Origin of the sequence: Pseudoalteromonas sp. SG43-4 (genome assembly GCF_014164325.1) — a bacterium.
Taxonomy (GTDB): domain Bacteria; phylum Pseudomonadota; class Gammaproteobacteria; order Enterobacterales; family Alteromonadaceae; genus Pseudoalteromonas; species Pseudoalteromonas distincta.
Genome location: NZ_JACJFB010000006.1, coordinates 194,946 through 211,205, shown reverse-complemented (window position 1 = coordinate 211,205; position 16,260 = coordinate 194,946). Strand labels below are relative to the sequence as shown.

Here is a 16,260-nt window from a genome sequence, read left to right as displayed (position 1 = left end):
TTTCAATAATACCAATTCGCTAAATATATTTTTGCTAATTTAGCCTACTAGCCAATGAGCCATTAGCGCAATAACAGGTAAAGTAATTAGCGTTCGCAAAATAAATATAATAAATAGCTCTAAAATATTTACCGGTATTTTACTGCCGAGTAAAAGTGCACCCACCTCAGACATATAAATAAGCTGAGTTACACTCATTGCGGCAATAATAAAGCGCGTTACATCACTTTCGATAGTCCCTGCTGCTAATATTGACGGAATAAACATATCAGCAAAGCCAACCATGATAGTTTGCGACGCTGCGGCTGCTTCGGGTACTTGCAATAGCTCTAAAAATGGCACAAACGGCATACCTAAATACTGAAATATAGGCGTATGCTCAGCAATGATCAGTGCAAATGTGCCTACCGCCATTACTACCGGTAACACACCAAACACCATATCAAGCGCGTTATGTACGCCCTCTTTTATAGTGCCCTTAACACCCGTTGAGTTATCGGCTTTAGCTAATGCAACATCTAACGAATGACCAAATAAGGTTTTATGACCCGGAATTGTTTCAGCGTCTCTATCTGGCTCAGTGCCATCAATGAGTAAATCTTTTTTAAAGCGCAGTGGCGGTAATCGCGGCACAATAATAGCGGCAACAATACCGGCTAAACATACCGTTGCGTAAAACGGTGCAAATAGGTATTCAAGTTTAACTTGCCCAAGCACCACTAAACTAAATGTAATTGAAACCGCTGAAAACGTAGTACCAATAATAGCCGCTTCACGTTGTGTATAATGCTTTTGATCGTACTGCCTTGCAGTCATCAAAATACCCACACTGCCATCACCTAACCACGATGCGGTACAGTCAACCGCGCTTCTACCTGGTACACCAAATACAGGGCGCATTACTTTGGTCATTAACGTACCAGCAAGCTCTAATAGACCAAAGTTAATTAATAGCGGCAGTAATAAGCCCGCTAAAATAAATACCGAAAACAACACAGGCAATAAGTCATTTAATACCAGCGCGCCAGTATTGGCCGAGGTAATCATCTCGCTGCCTAGGCTTAAGTACGTCATCAAACCAAACGCCATACCAAATAAGCGTACCACCAGCCATGTCCAGCTCACATCAAATAAATGCTTTAACAAAGGTGAGTTACATATAGCGGCGGGTTTAAACACTTTAGTAATTACAGAAATAACCCCTGTAATACAAATAATGAGGGTAATAATTGCTTGAGCAGAGCCAAGCATCATTGCTTGAACCGCTTTTGCCATAACTGCAATAGGAATGGTCATCCCTTGCGAAGTACTAATGGGTGTCATAAATAAAAACACACCAATTAACGAAGGAACCAAAAAAGTAAACCAAGTGCGCCACGTATAGTGTGAACGTTCAGGTAGCTGAGACATATTGTTTAACCTATAAAAACCACAAAAAGAGCATAGCGCTCTTTTTGTGGTAAAACTTATTATTATTTAAATTTTAATGCCGCGCTGAATGAGTGCTGCTTCTAATGCTTGTTGTAAACCATTCATAGTACCTGGCTCAAGCGTTTCGCCTTTATCATCCATCCACGTTAAGCTAGTACCGCCTTCTTTAGTTTTGCTTACTAAAATTTGGTATTGGCCTTCATCAATAGGTAGTTGAGCTACGTCATCACCCCAAATTGAATCCCAAACGCTTGTTTCTGGTTTAGTATAATCTGCAGTAATTAAGCCCGTATCTGGGTTAATTTCAACAATAGAGAACGACAAGCGCTCTAAAAACCCAGAGAAACGGTCAAACACAGCGTCGTAAGATTGCTCAGTTACAAGTGCTGCATTACCTTTATTATCAAAGCCCATTTCAAGAGAAATAATACCTTGGCGTTTACGCATATCAACTTCAAGTTGACGGTAACGGTAATCAAACTCGCTCACTACTTGGTTAAGCGCACGTACTTCTAGCTGCTGCTTGAGTAAGTCTGTTAGAGTTTTATCACCTTTAAAATCAATCAGCTCTACACGTAAAGACGCAGTGCGTTGATGTGATTTTTCTTCAATAGTGAATCTAAACTTTTCTAAATCATCGTTAACTTCATCGCCCCACCACCAAAAACCTTCTTCGGTTTTAATGATTGAGTACCAATCAGTTTCAATAATACCAAGTAGCTTATCTTCTTTAGTAGTTCCTGCATTATTATCAGCTAGGACAGATTTAATCGTATCCCAAAGAAACTCATCTAAATCAGCAATGCCATCGTTTTTATCAAAATAAATACGCGCCTGTTTATCTGTCTCTTCTACCCAACTGCCTTTCGCAATTGTTAATACTTGTGCCGGTGGGCGGTAATTTGTAGCTTCAGGATTATTGTCGTATTGACCTACATCCATTTTATAAACTGGGTCTTGAGCTGGTTGAGATAACGACGCTGGTGCTTTTACAGGCTCATGCGTACGATAGTTACGCTCGTCATGTGCCTTATTAATAAATACACTACACCCTGATAAACTTACCAATACACTTACTGCAAGTGCTTTTGGGATCCAATACTGCACAGATATTTCTCCTTAGCATACCCTTTAATTGTTTTAACAAATATATGAGTGGGTAATACCGATTTGGTTCAGTGTAAAATCAATATTAACTTTACATTTATTATTTGGCTGCCTAAATGCAATAAAGTTCAGCACTTCAACTTAGTAAGCAACTAAGCGCAAATAAGCAAATTTTAGCTATGGTACTTTCCCGTGCCAGTAAAAACAAGAAACACCGCACTTTAAAAGCGCTTAATTAGCGTGTGCTGTAGTTTAGAGCCCTTTTTGTGTTAAACTTCGCCGCCGTGCAACTTCTCGTGTGTATTTTTGGTGTTGCCAACTCGGTTGATATAATCCAAGTAACAAGGTATTTGAACTCATGACTGCATTTTCAAATCATCAAATTGTTTTAACAGCGATTGGCGAAGACAGACCCGGTATAGTAAGTGAACTAACCCAACTGGTTAGCGATTGCCACTGCAACATTATTGACAGCCGTATTGCTATTTTAGGCTGCGAATTTACCTTCATAATGCTACTTAGCGGCGACATGTCGGCAATAAGCCGCATAGAACACGTACTGCCAACTAAAGCCATGGAACTTGGCCTGCTAACCATGATGAAGCGTACAGCAAGTCATACTCCTAGCGAGTTTTGTGCAGGTTACACACTAGAATACACAGGCATAGACACCCCTGGTACATTGAGCAAAGTAACGCGCTTTTTTGCCGACAATAATATTAGTATTTGCTCACTTAAGTCAGACACTTATTCCCAAGAAGACAACATTAAAATGCGTTGTGAACTTGAATTCAACATACCTGTTGATGTAGATATAGATCAATTTAAAATTAGTTTTGAGAGCCTTTCTCACACACTAAACGTAGATTATATTTTTAAACGAATTCGTTAAGGATGCTAAACATGAACACAATTAGTCCATTACAAGCTGGCGATACTGCACCCGCTTTTAGCCTACAAAACCAAAACGACGAAACAGTAACATTAAGCGAGCTGTTAAAAGAGCAACAAGTGCTTGTGTACTTTTACCCTAAAGCGTCAACGCCGGGTTGTACTGTACAAGCCGAAAACCTACGCGATGAGCAAGCACAGCTTGCTAAATTTAACACCCGCGTTGTAGGTATTAGCCCAGATCCAATTAAGCGCCTTAAAAACTTTGAAACTAAAAAAGAGCTTAATTTTGATTTATTAGCCGATGAAGACCACGCCATTGCTGAAGCATTTGGTGTATGGGGCTACAAAAAATTTATGGGTAAAGAGTACGATGGTATTCACCGCCTAACGTTTTTAGTAGGCCAAGACGGTAAAATTAAACACCTATTTGATAAGTTTAAAACCAAAGATCACCATCAAGTAGTGTTGGATTATCTTGCAGCAGAATAATTTAATAGCTGTCAGAAAAAATACAGAAAAGCGTTGCTCATGGGCAACGCTTTTTTTATGTCTATACATTTGCGCTATATAAAACTTAAATAGCAATAGAGTAGATAATTTGTTAAAAATGCCAAAGCACTTATTATTAGCACCTTGCCAATTGGATATTTAAATCTTGAATAAAAGCCTAAAATTTAAACTTTATTTAACTGCCTTAAGCATCTGTATTATTGGTTTTAACTTTTCAGAGCCAAGTATGCAATTTTACTCAAACCCGTTTTATATCGGTAGTTTTGTTTTTGCTATTGCGCTTATAATCTCTGTAATTAATTACGCTTGCCCTGCCTGTAAGAAAAACCAAGTAATGCGCTCTATTTCTAGTTATAAGCTTCCCACTAACAATTGTTATAATTGCGGGAAAGAAATTGATGAGAAAAACTAATTCACCTACTCTGTATTAATACATGAAACTAAATAAGAAATAGTTAAGCAACCGCATTACATTGTAAGTTTTTCTCTATTGCTAAACTCTCACGGTACTCAGAAGCTTCAGCTTTTAAAGTCCAATAAACGTCTTTAATCCCATTGCCCTCTACAGCTTTCTTAACTTCTGATATTGTAGTTTTGAAAAATTCTTTCCTTGAATTTATCTTATTCACTGAGTAAATATCAAAACGGCGATGGAGTTCTTTTTCTAAAGATGGCGCATCTTCACTAAATATCATCGCATGAACATCAAAGGAAAAAGGAACAGAAGCATCGCCCAGTTCTTTGACACGATCCATAGGCTCAAGTCTTCGGGTCATACCAATTTTGAATACCTCTTCACCAAAACTGCCTACATTGCTTATTACGTATACATGCCCTCTTCGGGTTTGCTGTGCCATCGACATAGCTCTTTGACCTTTATCTTCCGCTTCTTTTAATTGTTTCTCTAGATCAAGTAATTTCGCTTCATAATCGGCCCGCTGCTCATCATTTGCAGTAGAAAGTTCTTCTCGTGCTTTTTTCAAAGCTTTCTGAAGTAAGCGTTCTTCTTTTTCGGCTTCTCTCTTTGCTTTCTCAATATCTCTTAGAGCCTTTTCTTCTTCCCTAATTTGAGCTTTAATTTCTACTTGCTCTTCACGTTCGATTTTTTTTAATTCACTTGTAGCTACAGCCCACTTTAGTTCGATTAAACGTGCATTAAGGTATTTTTCATTAATTCTAGCTTTTCTAAAAGGAACGCCATTGTGGTTAACTAATGCGAACGCATCTAGTATTTCTTGGTTTATTTTCCCAAAATTATCATGTTTTACTTTAGATAAAGCACTATCTACTTTACCGTTAAATGCATCTACTACAAAATGGATTGCATATGTTTTTCTATGTTGTTCAACATAGTCACAATCTCCAGCAAATCCTTCTTTTATCATTTGTCTAATATTTTGTCGTATTGACTTTAGCTCTGCTCCAGCTTCTTTATGACCAAAATCCTCAGCTAAATCATCTAAAACTGAGTGATTAGGAATGATATAGTCGTCCTTATAGCCTTCGATGGTATTTCGCATTGCTTTTATTGCTTGTTCGTAGGTATTAGCTTTTTCTTTCGCTTCATAAGCATCACCCGCAATCTCTTTAGCCCTTTGCTCTGCGAATAAAGTAATACGGTCAGCTTCTTGATTAGCATCCAACCTAATTTGTTCTGCTTTTTCCTTCGCTTCTCTAAGTCTTAAGCTCCCCTCTAACCTTTGTTCCTTTAATGACTCACTTAAAGTAATAGATTCATTTTTAACTTCATTAGCTAAATTTTCAGCAGTTTGCTTTATAGCATTTGCTTTTAGTTCCGCTTCATCTAATAAAGTTTGAGAGTAAGCTCCAGCTTGAATGATTGGGCTATATTTCTCAGTTAGTTCTTTATTTTTCAATGATTGCTTTTTAGCTTCTTCTCGCGCTAAAGCTAAAGAATCAGTTAATGCCTTAATATTTTTTTTAAACTGTATTTTTAAATTTTTTGTATGGTTGTACCAACCAAGACAAATCAATATGGTAATTATTAGTAGAAGAATTGATGCAGAGAGTTCCATTTTAAATTCCTTTTATCATTATTTAATCCACTATTTGAAAGTAGCATATATTTTAGAGTCGATGAAACTGAAATTAATATACAGAATTTTACGCGCCGAAACTCAAATAGGTTACTGTGTCTGATGTCGCTTCGCTTATCCGACCTACGCTTTCAAATATATAATGCGGAGTTATTGGGCCGTGGTATTGGAGGTTCGTTGGATTTCGCTGCGCTCTACCCAAACTTTTATCTCTTCTTGATGAATGTTTAACTTAAATTTTTACGCAGACGAAAATGGCGTTGCCTGAGCGTTGTGCCCATGGGGTTATTTTGTCGTAGTCATGTTCAAATATGTGGATTTCGAAGTACGGCTTTAAGGCTTCTTTAAGCTCTGTATAACTAAAAGCAACCATTGGGTGCTCATCGTGCCATACGAGTGTTTTGTCTACGGTGGTTTTTTCTATGCTGAGTTTTAATAACTGTTTGCTACCACTGCCACTGTAATGCCAACCAGAGCGAAATGTGAACGAGCTATTTTCGCTTGTTGCTGTGTGCTCTACAAATGAATCGCTGTCAATTTTGTTTTTATCAACCGTGTTAAAGCAAAATATTCCACCTACATTTAATGCATTGTGCACGCTAGCAAGGCACTCTTTTAGCTTATCAATTCCGTCGCAGTAGTGGATTGAATACAAAAAGCAGGTAATTAAATCCACGTGCTCAGCGACCTTAAATTCACTCATGTTTTGCAATGAAAATTGCGCTTCTGGGCAACGAACTTTTGCTTTATCGAGCATTGGCTGGTTTAAATCAAGCCCACTACTTTTATAGCCGTAATCAATAAAGTGGCGTACATGCGGGCCGGTGCCACACGCTAAATCGAGATGGGTATTTGCGCCATTACCAAAAATTTGGTGCAGCCTGTGAATAGAATTGCTTTGGGCTTGATAATTAATATCTGCACACATTAAGTCGTAGTAATCAGAAAGGTCGGTGTAAAGCGCATTTACGGACATATAAGCCTAGTAGTAAGTAGTGGAATATTTTTAAGTCGCGCATAGTAAACTAATTAGCACAATTAACGAAGAAGATATGAGCTTTAAGGTAGATGTAATTCTAGGATATAAATTTTAGGCTATAAAGTACAGGGTTGTCGGATGGCGCTTCGCTTATCCGACCTACGTATTTAAATATTATGAAACGTTATTAGAAAATGGTGCGGAAGTGGAGATTTGTTGGGTTTAGCTTCGCTCTACCCAACATACGTAATATAACTTTAAGCTGGCTTTAACTAATTCCTAAATACTTATGTACTTGTATTGATAGGCGCCAGTTTTTGGCAATACAGGTGTCGATTGCTAATTTTGTTGCTGATACTTTTTGGCTAATTGGCTGCAAATAAACAAGCTTAGGGTTAACGCCTGTTTTAGCAAATAATTCTTCTAACTCTTCTACATGCTTTTGCATGGCAACGGGGTGTTTAATTTCATTGGCACGCTTCATAGCGCTGGTGAGTACTTCATAACCGCCGCGCATATTGATTTTTGGCGATACCGTTACCCATGTTTGCTCTGGGGCGAGTATTTCAAACGTGCCGCTGGTTTCTATTTGTGTGCTAAAACCGTGTTCATGTAATAAGTTACATACTGGATTTAAATCAAACATGCATGGCTCGCCGCCAGTAATTACAACATGCTTTGCGGTGTAACCACGTGATTGAAACAAAGCTAAAATTTGCTCTGCACTGGCGTTAGCCCAATGATCTGAGTCGGCTTTTTTTTCTACGGTTTCATCCAGCGATACTTTATATACATTATCAACATCCCACGTTTGCTTGGTGTCGCACCAAGAGCAGCCTACAGGGCAACCTTGCAGACGTAAAAATATTGAGGGTGTGCCAGTAAAGCTAGCTTCACCTTGAATGGTTTCAAACACTTCATTAATTTTGTACAAAAGAGATCTCACTTACTACCTAGCAGCCAAATTGCTACTATTAAAAAACCAAAAAGCGCTGTGCAAAAATTGTTATTTAAGCTGCGGCCGTGTAGTATATCGCGCCCTGATATAAACCTCTATTAAAACTAAGAGCAAAACAGATATGACGCAAAAAGTAGTTGTTATTTATTCCGGCGGTATGGACTCATTTACCGTATTAAATAAAGCCCTGCAACAAGGCCATGATGTATATGCCCTTTCATTTGACTATGGTCAGCGTCATGTAAAAGAGCTTAAAGTAGCAGCAAGTGTGTGTGAAAAATTAAACGTTCCACATAAAATTGTTGATATTTCGGCGATTAACCAACTTATTGGTGGCTCATCACTTACTGATGATATTGACGTACCTGAAGGCCACTACGAAGAAGAAAGCATGAAAAGTACGATTGTGCCTAATCGTAATATGATTTTGCTCTCGCTTGCTGTTGGTTACGCGGTATCACTTAAAGCTAGCCAAGTTTATTACGGCGCTCATTCTGGGGATCATGCTATTTACCCTGACTGCCGTCCTGAATTTGTGCAAAAAATGGATGATGTGTGTCGTATTGCTAACTACGACGCGGTAGAAATTTTTAGCCCGTATTTAAATAATACTAAAATTGGTATTTTGACCGACGGTATTGAAATGGGTTTAGATTACAGCCAAACGTGGACCTGTTATAACGGCCGTGAAAAGGCCTGTGGTAAATGTGGCGCGTGCCAAGAACGCCTTGAAGCATTTGCACTAAATAACATTACAGACCCGTTAGAATACGAATAAGCCGCAATTAATTAGTAATACAATTGCTGTAAACAAAAAAAGGCTATCATCGATAGCCTTTTTTGTTTGTCACGTTTTAAGTCAATGATATTGATTACAGCCAGCGTTTTACGCGCGCTTTGTAAGCGGTAAACTCTTCGCCAAATAATTTAGTGAGCGCACGCTCCTCGGGTATTATTTGAAAAAATGTTAAATACGCAATAAACCCGATAATACATAAAAGCGCCCACAAGGAACTTAACCAAACACCCCACCCTGCTAAAATAAATGCAAAACCCACATACATTGGGTTACGCGAAATTTTATAAATGCCGCTCGTAATAAGTTTTGATGCTTGCTCAGGTTTATTTGGGTTTACTGTGGTGTTTGCTATTTTAAAGCTCGCTACCCCTGCAATACAAAAAACACACCCGATAATGACCAAACTTGCTGCTAGGTAGGTAATAAAGGCGGTGAAATCAATAACACTGTAATGCGCAATAAGCGCCATTATGCCTGCAAAAAACAGCACAACGATAACCGGTGGAATTTTATTATTTAACATGGCAACTCTCTGTATTGGCTAAAGTATGTTTATTATATGGAGGCACTATCTCCATTAAACAATATAAAAAATGTATGAATTATGAACACGCCAAGTAAACTATACAAATTAAGTTACAATTGTCAGCTTTATCATAAGCGCTTAAAGGTTATACTTTAACCATAAACGAATAATAAAATGATAAGGAATGAGATTATGTCTGGAACTACGATGATTGTACTTATTGTGCTAATTTCGGTTGGCTCAGGAGTAGTTTACGATATGTATAAAAAGCATCTTGAATTTAAGCATAAAATGCAAAACAACAACAGCGATGCCCATAAACAACTAGCTGAAACAAACGCACAAGTGCTTGCATTAAAAGAGCGTGTACAAACACTTGAGGCTATTGTTACTGATTCAAGCTTTAACGTTAAAGATGAAATTAATAAACTTTAAGTTTTTATAAGTAATTTGGATATAAATGCGCATTTTCTGGCTGCTCAATGCCGTGAGCAGCTAAAAACCCACCAATAGCTTGCCCGCAGCCCTGTGGTGCTCGCCCACTGTCTATCTCAAAATTTAACTGATTAGCATGTTGCTTACCCATAGAGCAAAGCCCTACGGTACTTGGCGAGCGCATAGCGATACTTAGGTTACCTATTTGTTCAACTACTACGTGCTTGCTAAAACGGGCAAAACCTTTGTATTTAAACTGCTCGTTTACGTAGTCATTACTTATGGCCACCAATGCCGCAATTAAGCCGTGTAAAAAACTATTAGCGGATGAGTCTGCTGTTAAAAACGCAATTGTTTTTTTATTAAACTCGCTAAGCTGGCAATCCTCACACAAGAGTTCAACAGTATATAAATGTTGCTCGGCTACTTGCTGCTGACTTTTCAGCTCAATACTTTTTCCTGCAAATACAATACGTTTGAGCACTTCATCAACATTACTTGTAACCGCTTCGCTTTTAACAAGTTCAGGGTTTTGCGCCATTACAGGTAAGTCGTGGTGATTGTTAAATGGCGTGCTTGTTGCGCCGCTTTGCATTAACTGAAAAAGTTCTCTTACTTCATGTTCTCGCGCTACTTTTAACGCTAAAAATGCGGTTTGAATAAGCTCTGAAGTAGGTAAGTTTTCCTCTACTATCCAACGTCTGCCAAATAATAGTTTTTTAGATTTGGCTTCATTAGTAGATGCGCTTTTTTGGTAGTTATCAGGGCTCAGCACTGCTACTTGCAGGTAAATCTCTTCACCTTTTTGTGCAGCGAGCACTCTAAAGTGAGCCGAAAACTCAATACTCTCAAGTACTTCGTTTACGCTTTCAAGCGTGTGCTTGTAACGTAAAAAATGCTGTGGCACCACCCAATTACTATTAGCCAATTGCACCAGGGGTGCATAAGAAATAGGTTGCTCGTAACTGTGTTGCCATTTTTGCTCATTGCTGAGCAAATGATTAATGTGACTCTTGTTATCTGACATAAATAAACCAAATAAACTCGCGTTGTGCGATATAAACTATGAACACATTACGTCGTCAATGTCGTAATTAGATCACATGTACGCCCTACTTTTGGGCTTTTTTAACTATCGGTGAGTTCTTGATAGTCTGTTATAACTTTTTGATAGTATGGCTTATCTTTATTGAGCATTTTATTATAATGATTTATGAGTTGTCGTTGGTACATAGCGTGCTCTGTACTAGCAAAGTCCCACATTTTGTTGCCGGTACGGCTAATCTCATTATTGGTATTAAAGCTCACTTCAATCACTTCATAAAAACGTTTGTTGTCGTAAACTATTTGCTCACTTATAAGCCCTAAACCAAGTTGTTTTAAACCCACTCGCAACTTATAAGTGTGATGCACTGGGCATAAAATAAACCGAACATTATTTAAATGATCCACTGCGTTATTAGCAATAATTTGTTGTACTAAACTTAATAACAGCTCACCGCCAACACCTGCTATTACAACTACTTGGCTTTTACTTTGAGCAATTTCAATTTTGCCTACATCCTGACATAAGACCTGCCACTGCGGATTTTTATCACAGGTTTTTTGTAATTTATTAATAGATGATAATTGCGCTTCTAAATCGTTCATTAAAGTGGCGACTATATCTACAAAAATAACGTGGTTTGCAGCTGCGCGTTTTAATAGCGCCATGCCTAAATAACCATGGTCGCAGCAACAATCCCAAATAATATCGTGGTGCTGCGAAATTAATTTATCAATGGTAGTTAGGCGTTTACTGAGCTTCATTTAAGCAGGTATTTGTGACGTTTTATAGACAAGCGCTTTTAAACTTTTGTCGCTGTCTACTTCAATAAAACGCTCGGTGGGGGCTAGGCGCTCAACAAATTCAATTGCGCCTTGGGTGTTCTCGTTTATTAATGCTTTAAATGCATCTTCGCTAAGCTCTGGGCTATTAGCACACAATAGTAATTGTGTGGTATCGCAAAGTAGCTCTGGCAACCTGCGCAGCACTTTTTGATAGTCTTTAGTTAATATAAAGCTGCCTTTTTGAAAGCTTGGCGGATCAACTATTATTAAATCAAACGGGGCTGCTTTTTTTAGTTTTCCAAAGGATTTTAAGATATCGTGAGGTAAAAAACTGACGCCGCGCTCAAAACCATTTAGCTGATGGTTTTGCTTGCCGACTTTTAGCACGCCTTTGCTCATATCCATGTTCATCACATGATCTGCCCCGCCTTGCATGGCGGCAAGCGAAAACCCACATGTATACGAAAACAAATTAAGCACTTTGCCATGCTTGCTGTTGGCCATTACAAATTCACGGCCGCTGCGCATATCGGGAAATATTCCGGTATTTTGGCGGCTCTGTAAATCAACCAAAAAGCGAATGCCATTTTCGGTTACAACATGTGGGTTAGGTAATTGCCCATAAACCACGGTGTTTTGGCTTTGTACGCCAGCACGTTGCTGGTACACAAGTGAAGTAATAAGCTCAGGCTGATTTTCTTGCGCCCACTGCCACACAACATTGGTGAGCTCGCTTAGTGTTTGCTCGTCAATTTCATCGTACGAAACCAAAAATAAACTGGGCGGGTAAAAGTCTAAATTAATATGGCTTAATGCTTCGACGCTGTGGCCTCGGCCATGAAAAACACGACACAGTTCATTTTTTAAAATTGGCGCGTCTTCAAGCGCAGTAATAAGAGGTGTAAAGTTTGCTGTCATTTTTAATTAATCAACTGTTGTTGTAGTTCATGTATTTCATCGCGAACAGAGCCCGCTTTTTCAAATTCTAGGTCGCTTGCGTATGCATGCATTTTGGTTTCAAGCTGCTTAATTTGCACGGCAATTTCTTTCGCACTAAGAACCTTTTTAGACTCTTTACGAATAAGTTTAAGGTTGTCTTTAGGGGCCGCTTCTTCACCTACATCCATTACATCAAGTATTTTTTTAGCCAGAGCATGAGGCTCTATGCCGTGCTCAACGTTATATGCATGCTGAATTTCGCGCCTGCGTGCTGTTTCGTCCATGGCTTTAGCCATTGATTTTGTAATTCTGTCGCCATATAAAATAGCGCGGCCATCTAAGTGACGAGCAGCACGGCCAATGGTTTGTATCAGCGAGCGAGCCGAGCGTAAAAAGCCCTCTTTGTCAGCATCAAGTATGGCAACAAGTGCCACTTCTGGCATATCAAGGCCTTCTCGCAGTAAGTTAATGCCCACTAACACATCAAACACGCCAGCTCGTAAGTCACGAATTATTTCCACGCGCTCAACGGTATCAATGTCTGAATGTAAGTAACGTACTTTTACATTATGCTCGCTTAGGTAATCTGTTAAATCCTCAGACATACGTTTAGTAAGTGTAGTTACCAGTACGCGTTCGCCCTTCTCCACACTTTTGTATATTTCTGAGAGTAAATCATCAACCTGATCGCCCACAGGACGTACTTCTATAAGTGGGTCGAGCAGCCCTGTTGGGCGAATTACTTGCTCTGCTATTTCGCCCGCGCAGCGCTCTAACTCAAAGTCGCCAGGCGTTGCTGATACATAAATAGTTTGTGGTGCTATGGCTTCAAACTCTTCAAAACGCAGTGGCCTATTATCCATTGCGGATGGCATTCTAAAACCATACTCAACAAGGTTTTCTTTACGGCTTCTGTCGCCTTTATACATGGCGCCAATTTGCGATACGGTTACGTGCGATTCATCAATAATCATTAATGCGTCATCAGGTAGGTAATCAAGCAATGTTGGCGGCGGATCGCCTGGCGTACGCCCAGATAAATAGCGGCTGTAGTTTTCTATACCCGAGCAATAACCAAGCTCGGTCATCATTTCTATATCGTATTGCGTTCGCTGTGCTACACGTTGCTCTTCTACTAACTTGTTTGCACTGAGTAACTGGGCGCGTCGCTCTTTTAGTTCTTCTTTTATTTTTTCGATAGCGCCAAGTATTTTTTCACGCGGGGTAACATAGTGCGTTTTAGGATAAATAGTAGCGCGCACTATGTGCTTTTCAATTGCACCGGTAAGCGGGTCAAAAATACTTAAGCGTTCTATTTCATCATCAAACATTTCTACACGTACAGCAAAAGTGTCTGATTCTGCTGGGAATATGTCAACTACTTCGCCACGTACACGGTATGTACCTCGGCTAAAATCTATATCATTACGGGTATATTGTATTTCAGCAAGACGGCGTAGCATGTCGCGTTGATCGACTTTTTCGCCCACTTTTAAAAGTAGCATCATTTTCATGTACGATTTAGGGTCACCCAAACCATAAATAGCCGATACCGATGCCACAATAATGGTGTCGCGACGCTCAAGCAATGCTTTGGTCGCACTTAAACGCATTTGCTCTATGTGCTCATTTATCGAAGCATCTTTTTCAATAAATGTGTCGCTAGATACAACATAGGCTTCTGGCTGGTAGTAATCGTAATACGATACAAAGTATTCAACCGCGTTTTTAGGAAAAAACTCTTTCATCTCGCCGTATAGCTGCGCAGCCAATGTTTTATTGTGCGCCATTATTATTGTTGGACGATTTAAATCGCTAATAATATTGGCCATAGTAAAGGTTTTACCTGTACCGGTGGCACCTAATAACGTTTGGTGTGCAAGCCCCGCTTCTAACCCTTCGCATAGCTGTTTAATGGCGGTAGGCTGATCGCCTGCTGGTTTGAAATGTGATTTTAACTGAAAATGGTCGCTCAATTATTGCACTCCTGTAACGATTCGCCGCTCAGCGCTTCTAGTTTTTTCATAAACCATTTATATGCCACTATTGCTGTAAATAAATTACCTATGGCAGCGCCTATAAATAACCCTAATAATCCGGCTATTTCGTTGCCGATATAAGCAAATGGTACATAAAATATGAATAAACGAATAACGCTTAGTACCAATGCGTTCATTGGTTTGTGTAAAGCATTAAACGATGAGTTTGATAATATGATCACCCCTTGTAAGCCATAGCTTAGTGGGATGGTATAAATAAAGAGCTTAATTACATCTATTACGGCTTGTTCTTTACCAAATAATTGGCTTATAACACCTGAAAATGCAATTAGTAATACGTAAATGGCAAATTGCCATACCATCACAAATTTGAGTGTGCCGGTATACGCTTCTTTAACTCGGCATAATTTGCCAGCCCCAAAGTTTTGACTCACAAATGGCGGTAATGTCATCGATAGCGCAAGCACTAAAATACTTGCAATAGATTCTATCCGGCTTCCTACTCCAAATGCGGCCACGGCTTCTGGCCCATGATGCGCTACTAAGGCGGTCATTACAGCCATTGCAACAGGTGTAAGCATGTTTGCACCTGCAGCAGGTAAACCAATTTTTAATATTTTACGAATAGCGCCAGTTACAGTTTGCTTGCCCGCTTTTAGACTCAACAAACGTTTTTTAACCGCTAATATATATAAAATAATAACCACAGCGACCGACCATGCGACAACACTTGCTATGGCAGCGCCTTGAATTCCTAACGCGGGTACCGGCCCAAAGCCAAATATCAGTATTGGGTCAAGTACGGCGTTTATCAGCCCGGCTCCGCCCATTACTATACTTGGCGTTTTGGTATCACCGCTGGCACGCAGTACCGAATTACCAATCATTGGGGTTATTAAAAATACGCTACCGATAAACCATACATTCATGTATTCATGTATTAACGGCAATACTTGCGCGCCCGCTCCTAGTAAAGTAAATATGGGGTCAATCAGTAAATACCCAACAGATGACAACACAATAACCAAAACCACACCAACCATTAAAGAAATACTGGCATCAAAACGTGCTTCATCAATTTTATTACTGCCGAGCGCTTTCGCTATTACTGCTGATGTACCGATCCCCAGCCCTATTGCTAAGCTGATAACGGTAAAAGTAACTGGAAATGTAAAGCTCACGGCAGCTAATGGTTCGGTGCCAAGTAAACTTATAAAAAAGGTGTCTACAATATTGAACATCATTAGTGTGATCATGCCGAATATCATCGGTATGGTCATCGTCTTTAATGTAGGCAAGATAGGATCGTTTAGTAAATCTGGGCGAGTCTGAGATTTTGAAATTGCGCGCATGAAATAAATAGGCCTCTTTTACTGAACGAATCATTTTAAAGCATCAAGACAGTTCAAGCCACGGATTTATCACTACAATTGATGTAATTACGTAAGTAAATATTCTAAAAAATAGTAAAACTTGGTTTTTACATCTTTTTGTTAAAATAGAGCCTAAACACGCCAAAAAACAATTAAAACACATTTTTATAACTTTTATTACAAACACCCTGTGTTATCTGATGCTTTTTTACACAAAGCAACTACTTGGTTTATCGTTACGAAAAAATTCATTCATGGAGTTACATCTATTAGCCACCAAAACATAACCCACTGTTTTACAATGAATAAAAAATAGTGATTTAAAAGCTTGAAATCGTTGTAGCACCCTAAAACATTGGTGCCGATGATGTTCTTAAAGTTTCATAAACAGAGTTATCCACAGAAACCGTGGATAACTCATT

15 protein-coding genes are annotated in these 16,260 nt (G+C 39.1%); 4 read left to right on the top strand and 11 right to left on the bottom strand.

The features are described 5' to 3' along the window. Positions 1–39: 39 nt before the first annotated feature. Both H5160_RS08470 and bamC read right to left on the bottom strand, forming a co-directional pair. Positions 40–1,410 carry a YjiH family protein gene (locus H5160_RS08470; RefSeq protein ID WP_138489349.1) on the bottom strand — a complete coding sequence of 457 codons (1,371 nt, stop codon included), beginning with the start codon at positions 1,408–1,410 and terminating at the stop codon, positions 40–42. Positions 1,411–1,476: 66 nt separating this feature from the next. Beyond that, positions 1,477–2,538 (bottom strand): outer membrane protein assembly factor BamC, encoded by a 1,062-nt coding sequence (gene bamC, locus H5160_RS08465; protein WP_039487313.1) that lies wholly within the window; start codon positions 2,536–2,538, stop codon positions 1,477–1,479. A 358-nt stretch (positions 2,539–2,896) separates the two neighbouring features. On the opposite strand from bamC, the gene H5160_RS08460 reads away from it, so the two are divergent. Both H5160_RS08460 and bcp read left to right on the top strand, forming a co-directional pair. Beyond that, positions 2,897–3,430: a glycine cleavage system protein R gene (locus H5160_RS08460; RefSeq protein WP_007583906.1), complete on the top strand. Its 534-nt coding sequence runs from the start codon at positions 2,897–2,899 to the stop codon at positions 3,428–3,430. An 11-nt stretch (positions 3,431–3,441) separates the two neighbouring features. Further along, positions 3,442–3,921: a thioredoxin-dependent thiol peroxidase gene (bcp, locus tag H5160_RS08455; RefSeq protein ID WP_002963124.1), complete on the top strand. Its 480-nt coding sequence runs from the start codon at positions 3,442–3,444 to the stop codon at positions 3,919–3,921. 476 nt (positions 3,922–4,397) lie between these two features. Here the strand turns inward: bcp and H5160_RS08450 are convergent, their stop codons facing one another. From H5160_RS08450 to queE, 3 genes are all read right to left on the bottom strand, one after another. Next, positions 4,398–5,978 carry a DUF4041 domain-containing protein gene (locus H5160_RS08450; RefSeq protein WP_182737213.1) on the bottom strand — a complete coding sequence of 527 codons (1,581 nt, stop codon included), beginning with the start codon at positions 5,976–5,978 and terminating at the stop codon, positions 4,398–4,400. A 253-nt stretch (positions 5,979–6,231) separates the two neighbouring features. Next, positions 6,232–6,975 carry a class I SAM-dependent methyltransferase gene (locus tag H5160_RS08445; RefSeq protein WP_182737212.1) on the bottom strand — a complete coding sequence of 248 codons (744 nt, stop codon included), beginning with the start codon at positions 6,973–6,975 and terminating at the stop codon, positions 6,232–6,234. Between the two features lie 271 nt (positions 6,976–7,246). Then, the gene (gene queE, locus H5160_RS08440) at positions 7,247–7,912 is read right to left on the bottom strand and encodes a 7-carboxy-7-deazaguanine synthase QueE (RefSeq protein ID WP_024591014.1); all 666 of its coding nucleotides are present in this window, start codon (positions 7,910–7,912) and stop codon (positions 7,247–7,249) included. Positions 7,913–8,057: 145 nt separating this feature from the next. Between queE and queC the strand changes: the two genes are divergently transcribed. Further along, a complete protein-coding gene (queC, locus tag H5160_RS08435; RefSeq protein WP_002960416.1) occupies positions 8,058–8,714 on the top strand; it encodes a 7-cyano-7-deazaguanine synthase QueC in 657 nt (218 codons plus the stop codon). A 94-nt stretch (positions 8,715–8,808) separates the two neighbouring features. Here queC and H5160_RS08430 read toward each other — a convergent pair whose 3' ends face one another. Beyond that, positions 8,809–9,258 carry an isoprenylcysteine carboxylmethyltransferase family protein gene (locus H5160_RS08430; RefSeq protein WP_007378935.1) on the bottom strand — a complete coding sequence of 150 codons (450 nt, stop codon included), beginning with the start codon at positions 9,256–9,258 and terminating at the stop codon, positions 8,809–8,811. A gap of 195 nt (positions 9,259–9,453) precedes the next feature. Here H5160_RS08430 and H5160_RS08425 point away from each other — a divergent pair, with 195 nt between their 5' ends. Further along, the gene (locus H5160_RS08425) at positions 9,454–9,696 is read left to right on the top strand and encodes a hypothetical protein (RefSeq protein ID WP_010553668.1); all 243 of its coding nucleotides are present in this window, start codon (positions 9,454–9,456) and stop codon (positions 9,694–9,696) included. A gap of 4 nt (positions 9,697–9,700) precedes the next feature. On the opposite strand, the gene H5160_RS08420 is transcribed toward H5160_RS08425, so the two are convergent. The 5 genes from H5160_RS08420 to H5160_RS08400 form a co-directional block, all read right to left on the bottom strand. After that, positions 9,701–10,723, bottom strand: coding sequence for a hypothetical protein (locus H5160_RS08420; RefSeq protein WP_182737211.1), 1,023 nt, complete (start codon positions 10,721–10,723; stop codon positions 9,701–9,703). Positions 10,724–10,824: 101 nt separating this feature from the next. Next, the gene (locus tag H5160_RS08415) at positions 10,825–11,505 is read right to left on the bottom strand and encodes a tRNA (adenine(22)-N(1))-methyltransferase TrmK (RefSeq protein ID WP_182737209.1); all 681 of its coding nucleotides are present in this window, start codon (positions 11,503–11,505) and stop codon (positions 10,825–10,827) included. Continuing rightward, positions 11,506–12,444 (bottom strand): class I SAM-dependent methyltransferase, encoded by a 939-nt coding sequence (locus tag H5160_RS08410; RefSeq protein ID WP_138489355.1) that lies wholly within the window; start codon positions 12,442–12,444, stop codon positions 11,506–11,508. It abuts the gene before it with no gap. Between the two features lie 2 nt (positions 12,445–12,446). Beyond that, complete coding sequence (gene uvrB / locus H5160_RS08405) at positions 12,447–14,441, bottom strand: excinuclease ABC subunit UvrB (RefSeq protein ID WP_039487290.1); 1,995 nt, start codon at positions 14,439–14,441, stop codon at positions 12,447–12,449. Further along, positions 14,438–15,817 (bottom strand): MATE family efflux transporter, encoded by a 1,380-nt coding sequence (locus H5160_RS08400; protein ID WP_138489356.1) that lies wholly within the window; start codon positions 15,815–15,817, stop codon positions 14,438–14,440. The genes uvrB and H5160_RS08400 overlap by 4 nt, the downstream gene beginning before the upstream one ends. Between the last annotated feature and the right edge of the window lie 443 nt (positions 15,818–16,260).

Bases quoted from the DNA above. Each gene is read 5' to 3' on its own strand.
- H5160_RS08470 (WP_138489349.1), bottom strand. From the start codon at position 1,410: ATGTCTCAGCTACCTGAACGTTCACACTATACGTGGCGCACTTGGTTT.
- H5160_RS08460 (WP_007583906.1), top strand. From the start codon at position 2,897: ATGACTGCATTTTCAAATCATCAAATTGTTTTAACAGCGATTGGCGAA.
- bcp (WP_002963124.1), top strand. From the start codon at position 3,442: ATGAACACAATTAGTCCATTACAAGCTGGCGATACTGCACCCGCTTTT.
- H5160_RS08450 (WP_182737213.1), bottom strand. From the start codon at position 5,978: ATGGAACTCTCTGCATCAATTCTTCTACTAATAATTACCATATTGATT.
- H5160_RS08445 (WP_182737212.1), bottom strand. From the start codon at position 6,975: ATGTCCGTAAATGCGCTTTACACCGACCTTTCTGATTACTACGACTTA.
- queC (WP_002960416.1), top strand. From the start codon at position 8,058: ATGACGCAAAAAGTAGTTGTTATTTATTCCGGCGGTATGGACTCATTT.
- H5160_RS08430 (WP_007378935.1), bottom strand. From the start codon at position 9,258: ATGTTAAATAATAAAATTCCACCGGTTATCGTTGTGCTGTTTTTTGCA.
- H5160_RS08425 (WP_010553668.1), top strand. From the start codon at position 9,454: ATGTCTGGAACTACGATGATTGTACTTATTGTGCTAATTTCGGTTGGC.
- H5160_RS08420 (WP_182737211.1), bottom strand. From the start codon at position 10,723: ATGTCAGATAACAAGAGTCACATTAATCATTTGCTCAGCAATGAGCAA.
- H5160_RS08415 (WP_182737209.1), bottom strand. From the start codon at position 11,505: ATGAAGCTCAGTAAACGCCTAACTACCATTGATAAATTAATTTCGCAG.
- H5160_RS08410 (WP_138489355.1), bottom strand. From the start codon at position 12,444: ATGACAGCAAACTTTACACCTCTTATTACTGCGCTTGAAGACGCGCCA.
- H5160_RS08400 (WP_138489356.1), bottom strand. From the start codon at position 15,817: ATGCGCGCAATTTCAAAATCTCAGACTCGCCCAGATTTACTAAACGAT.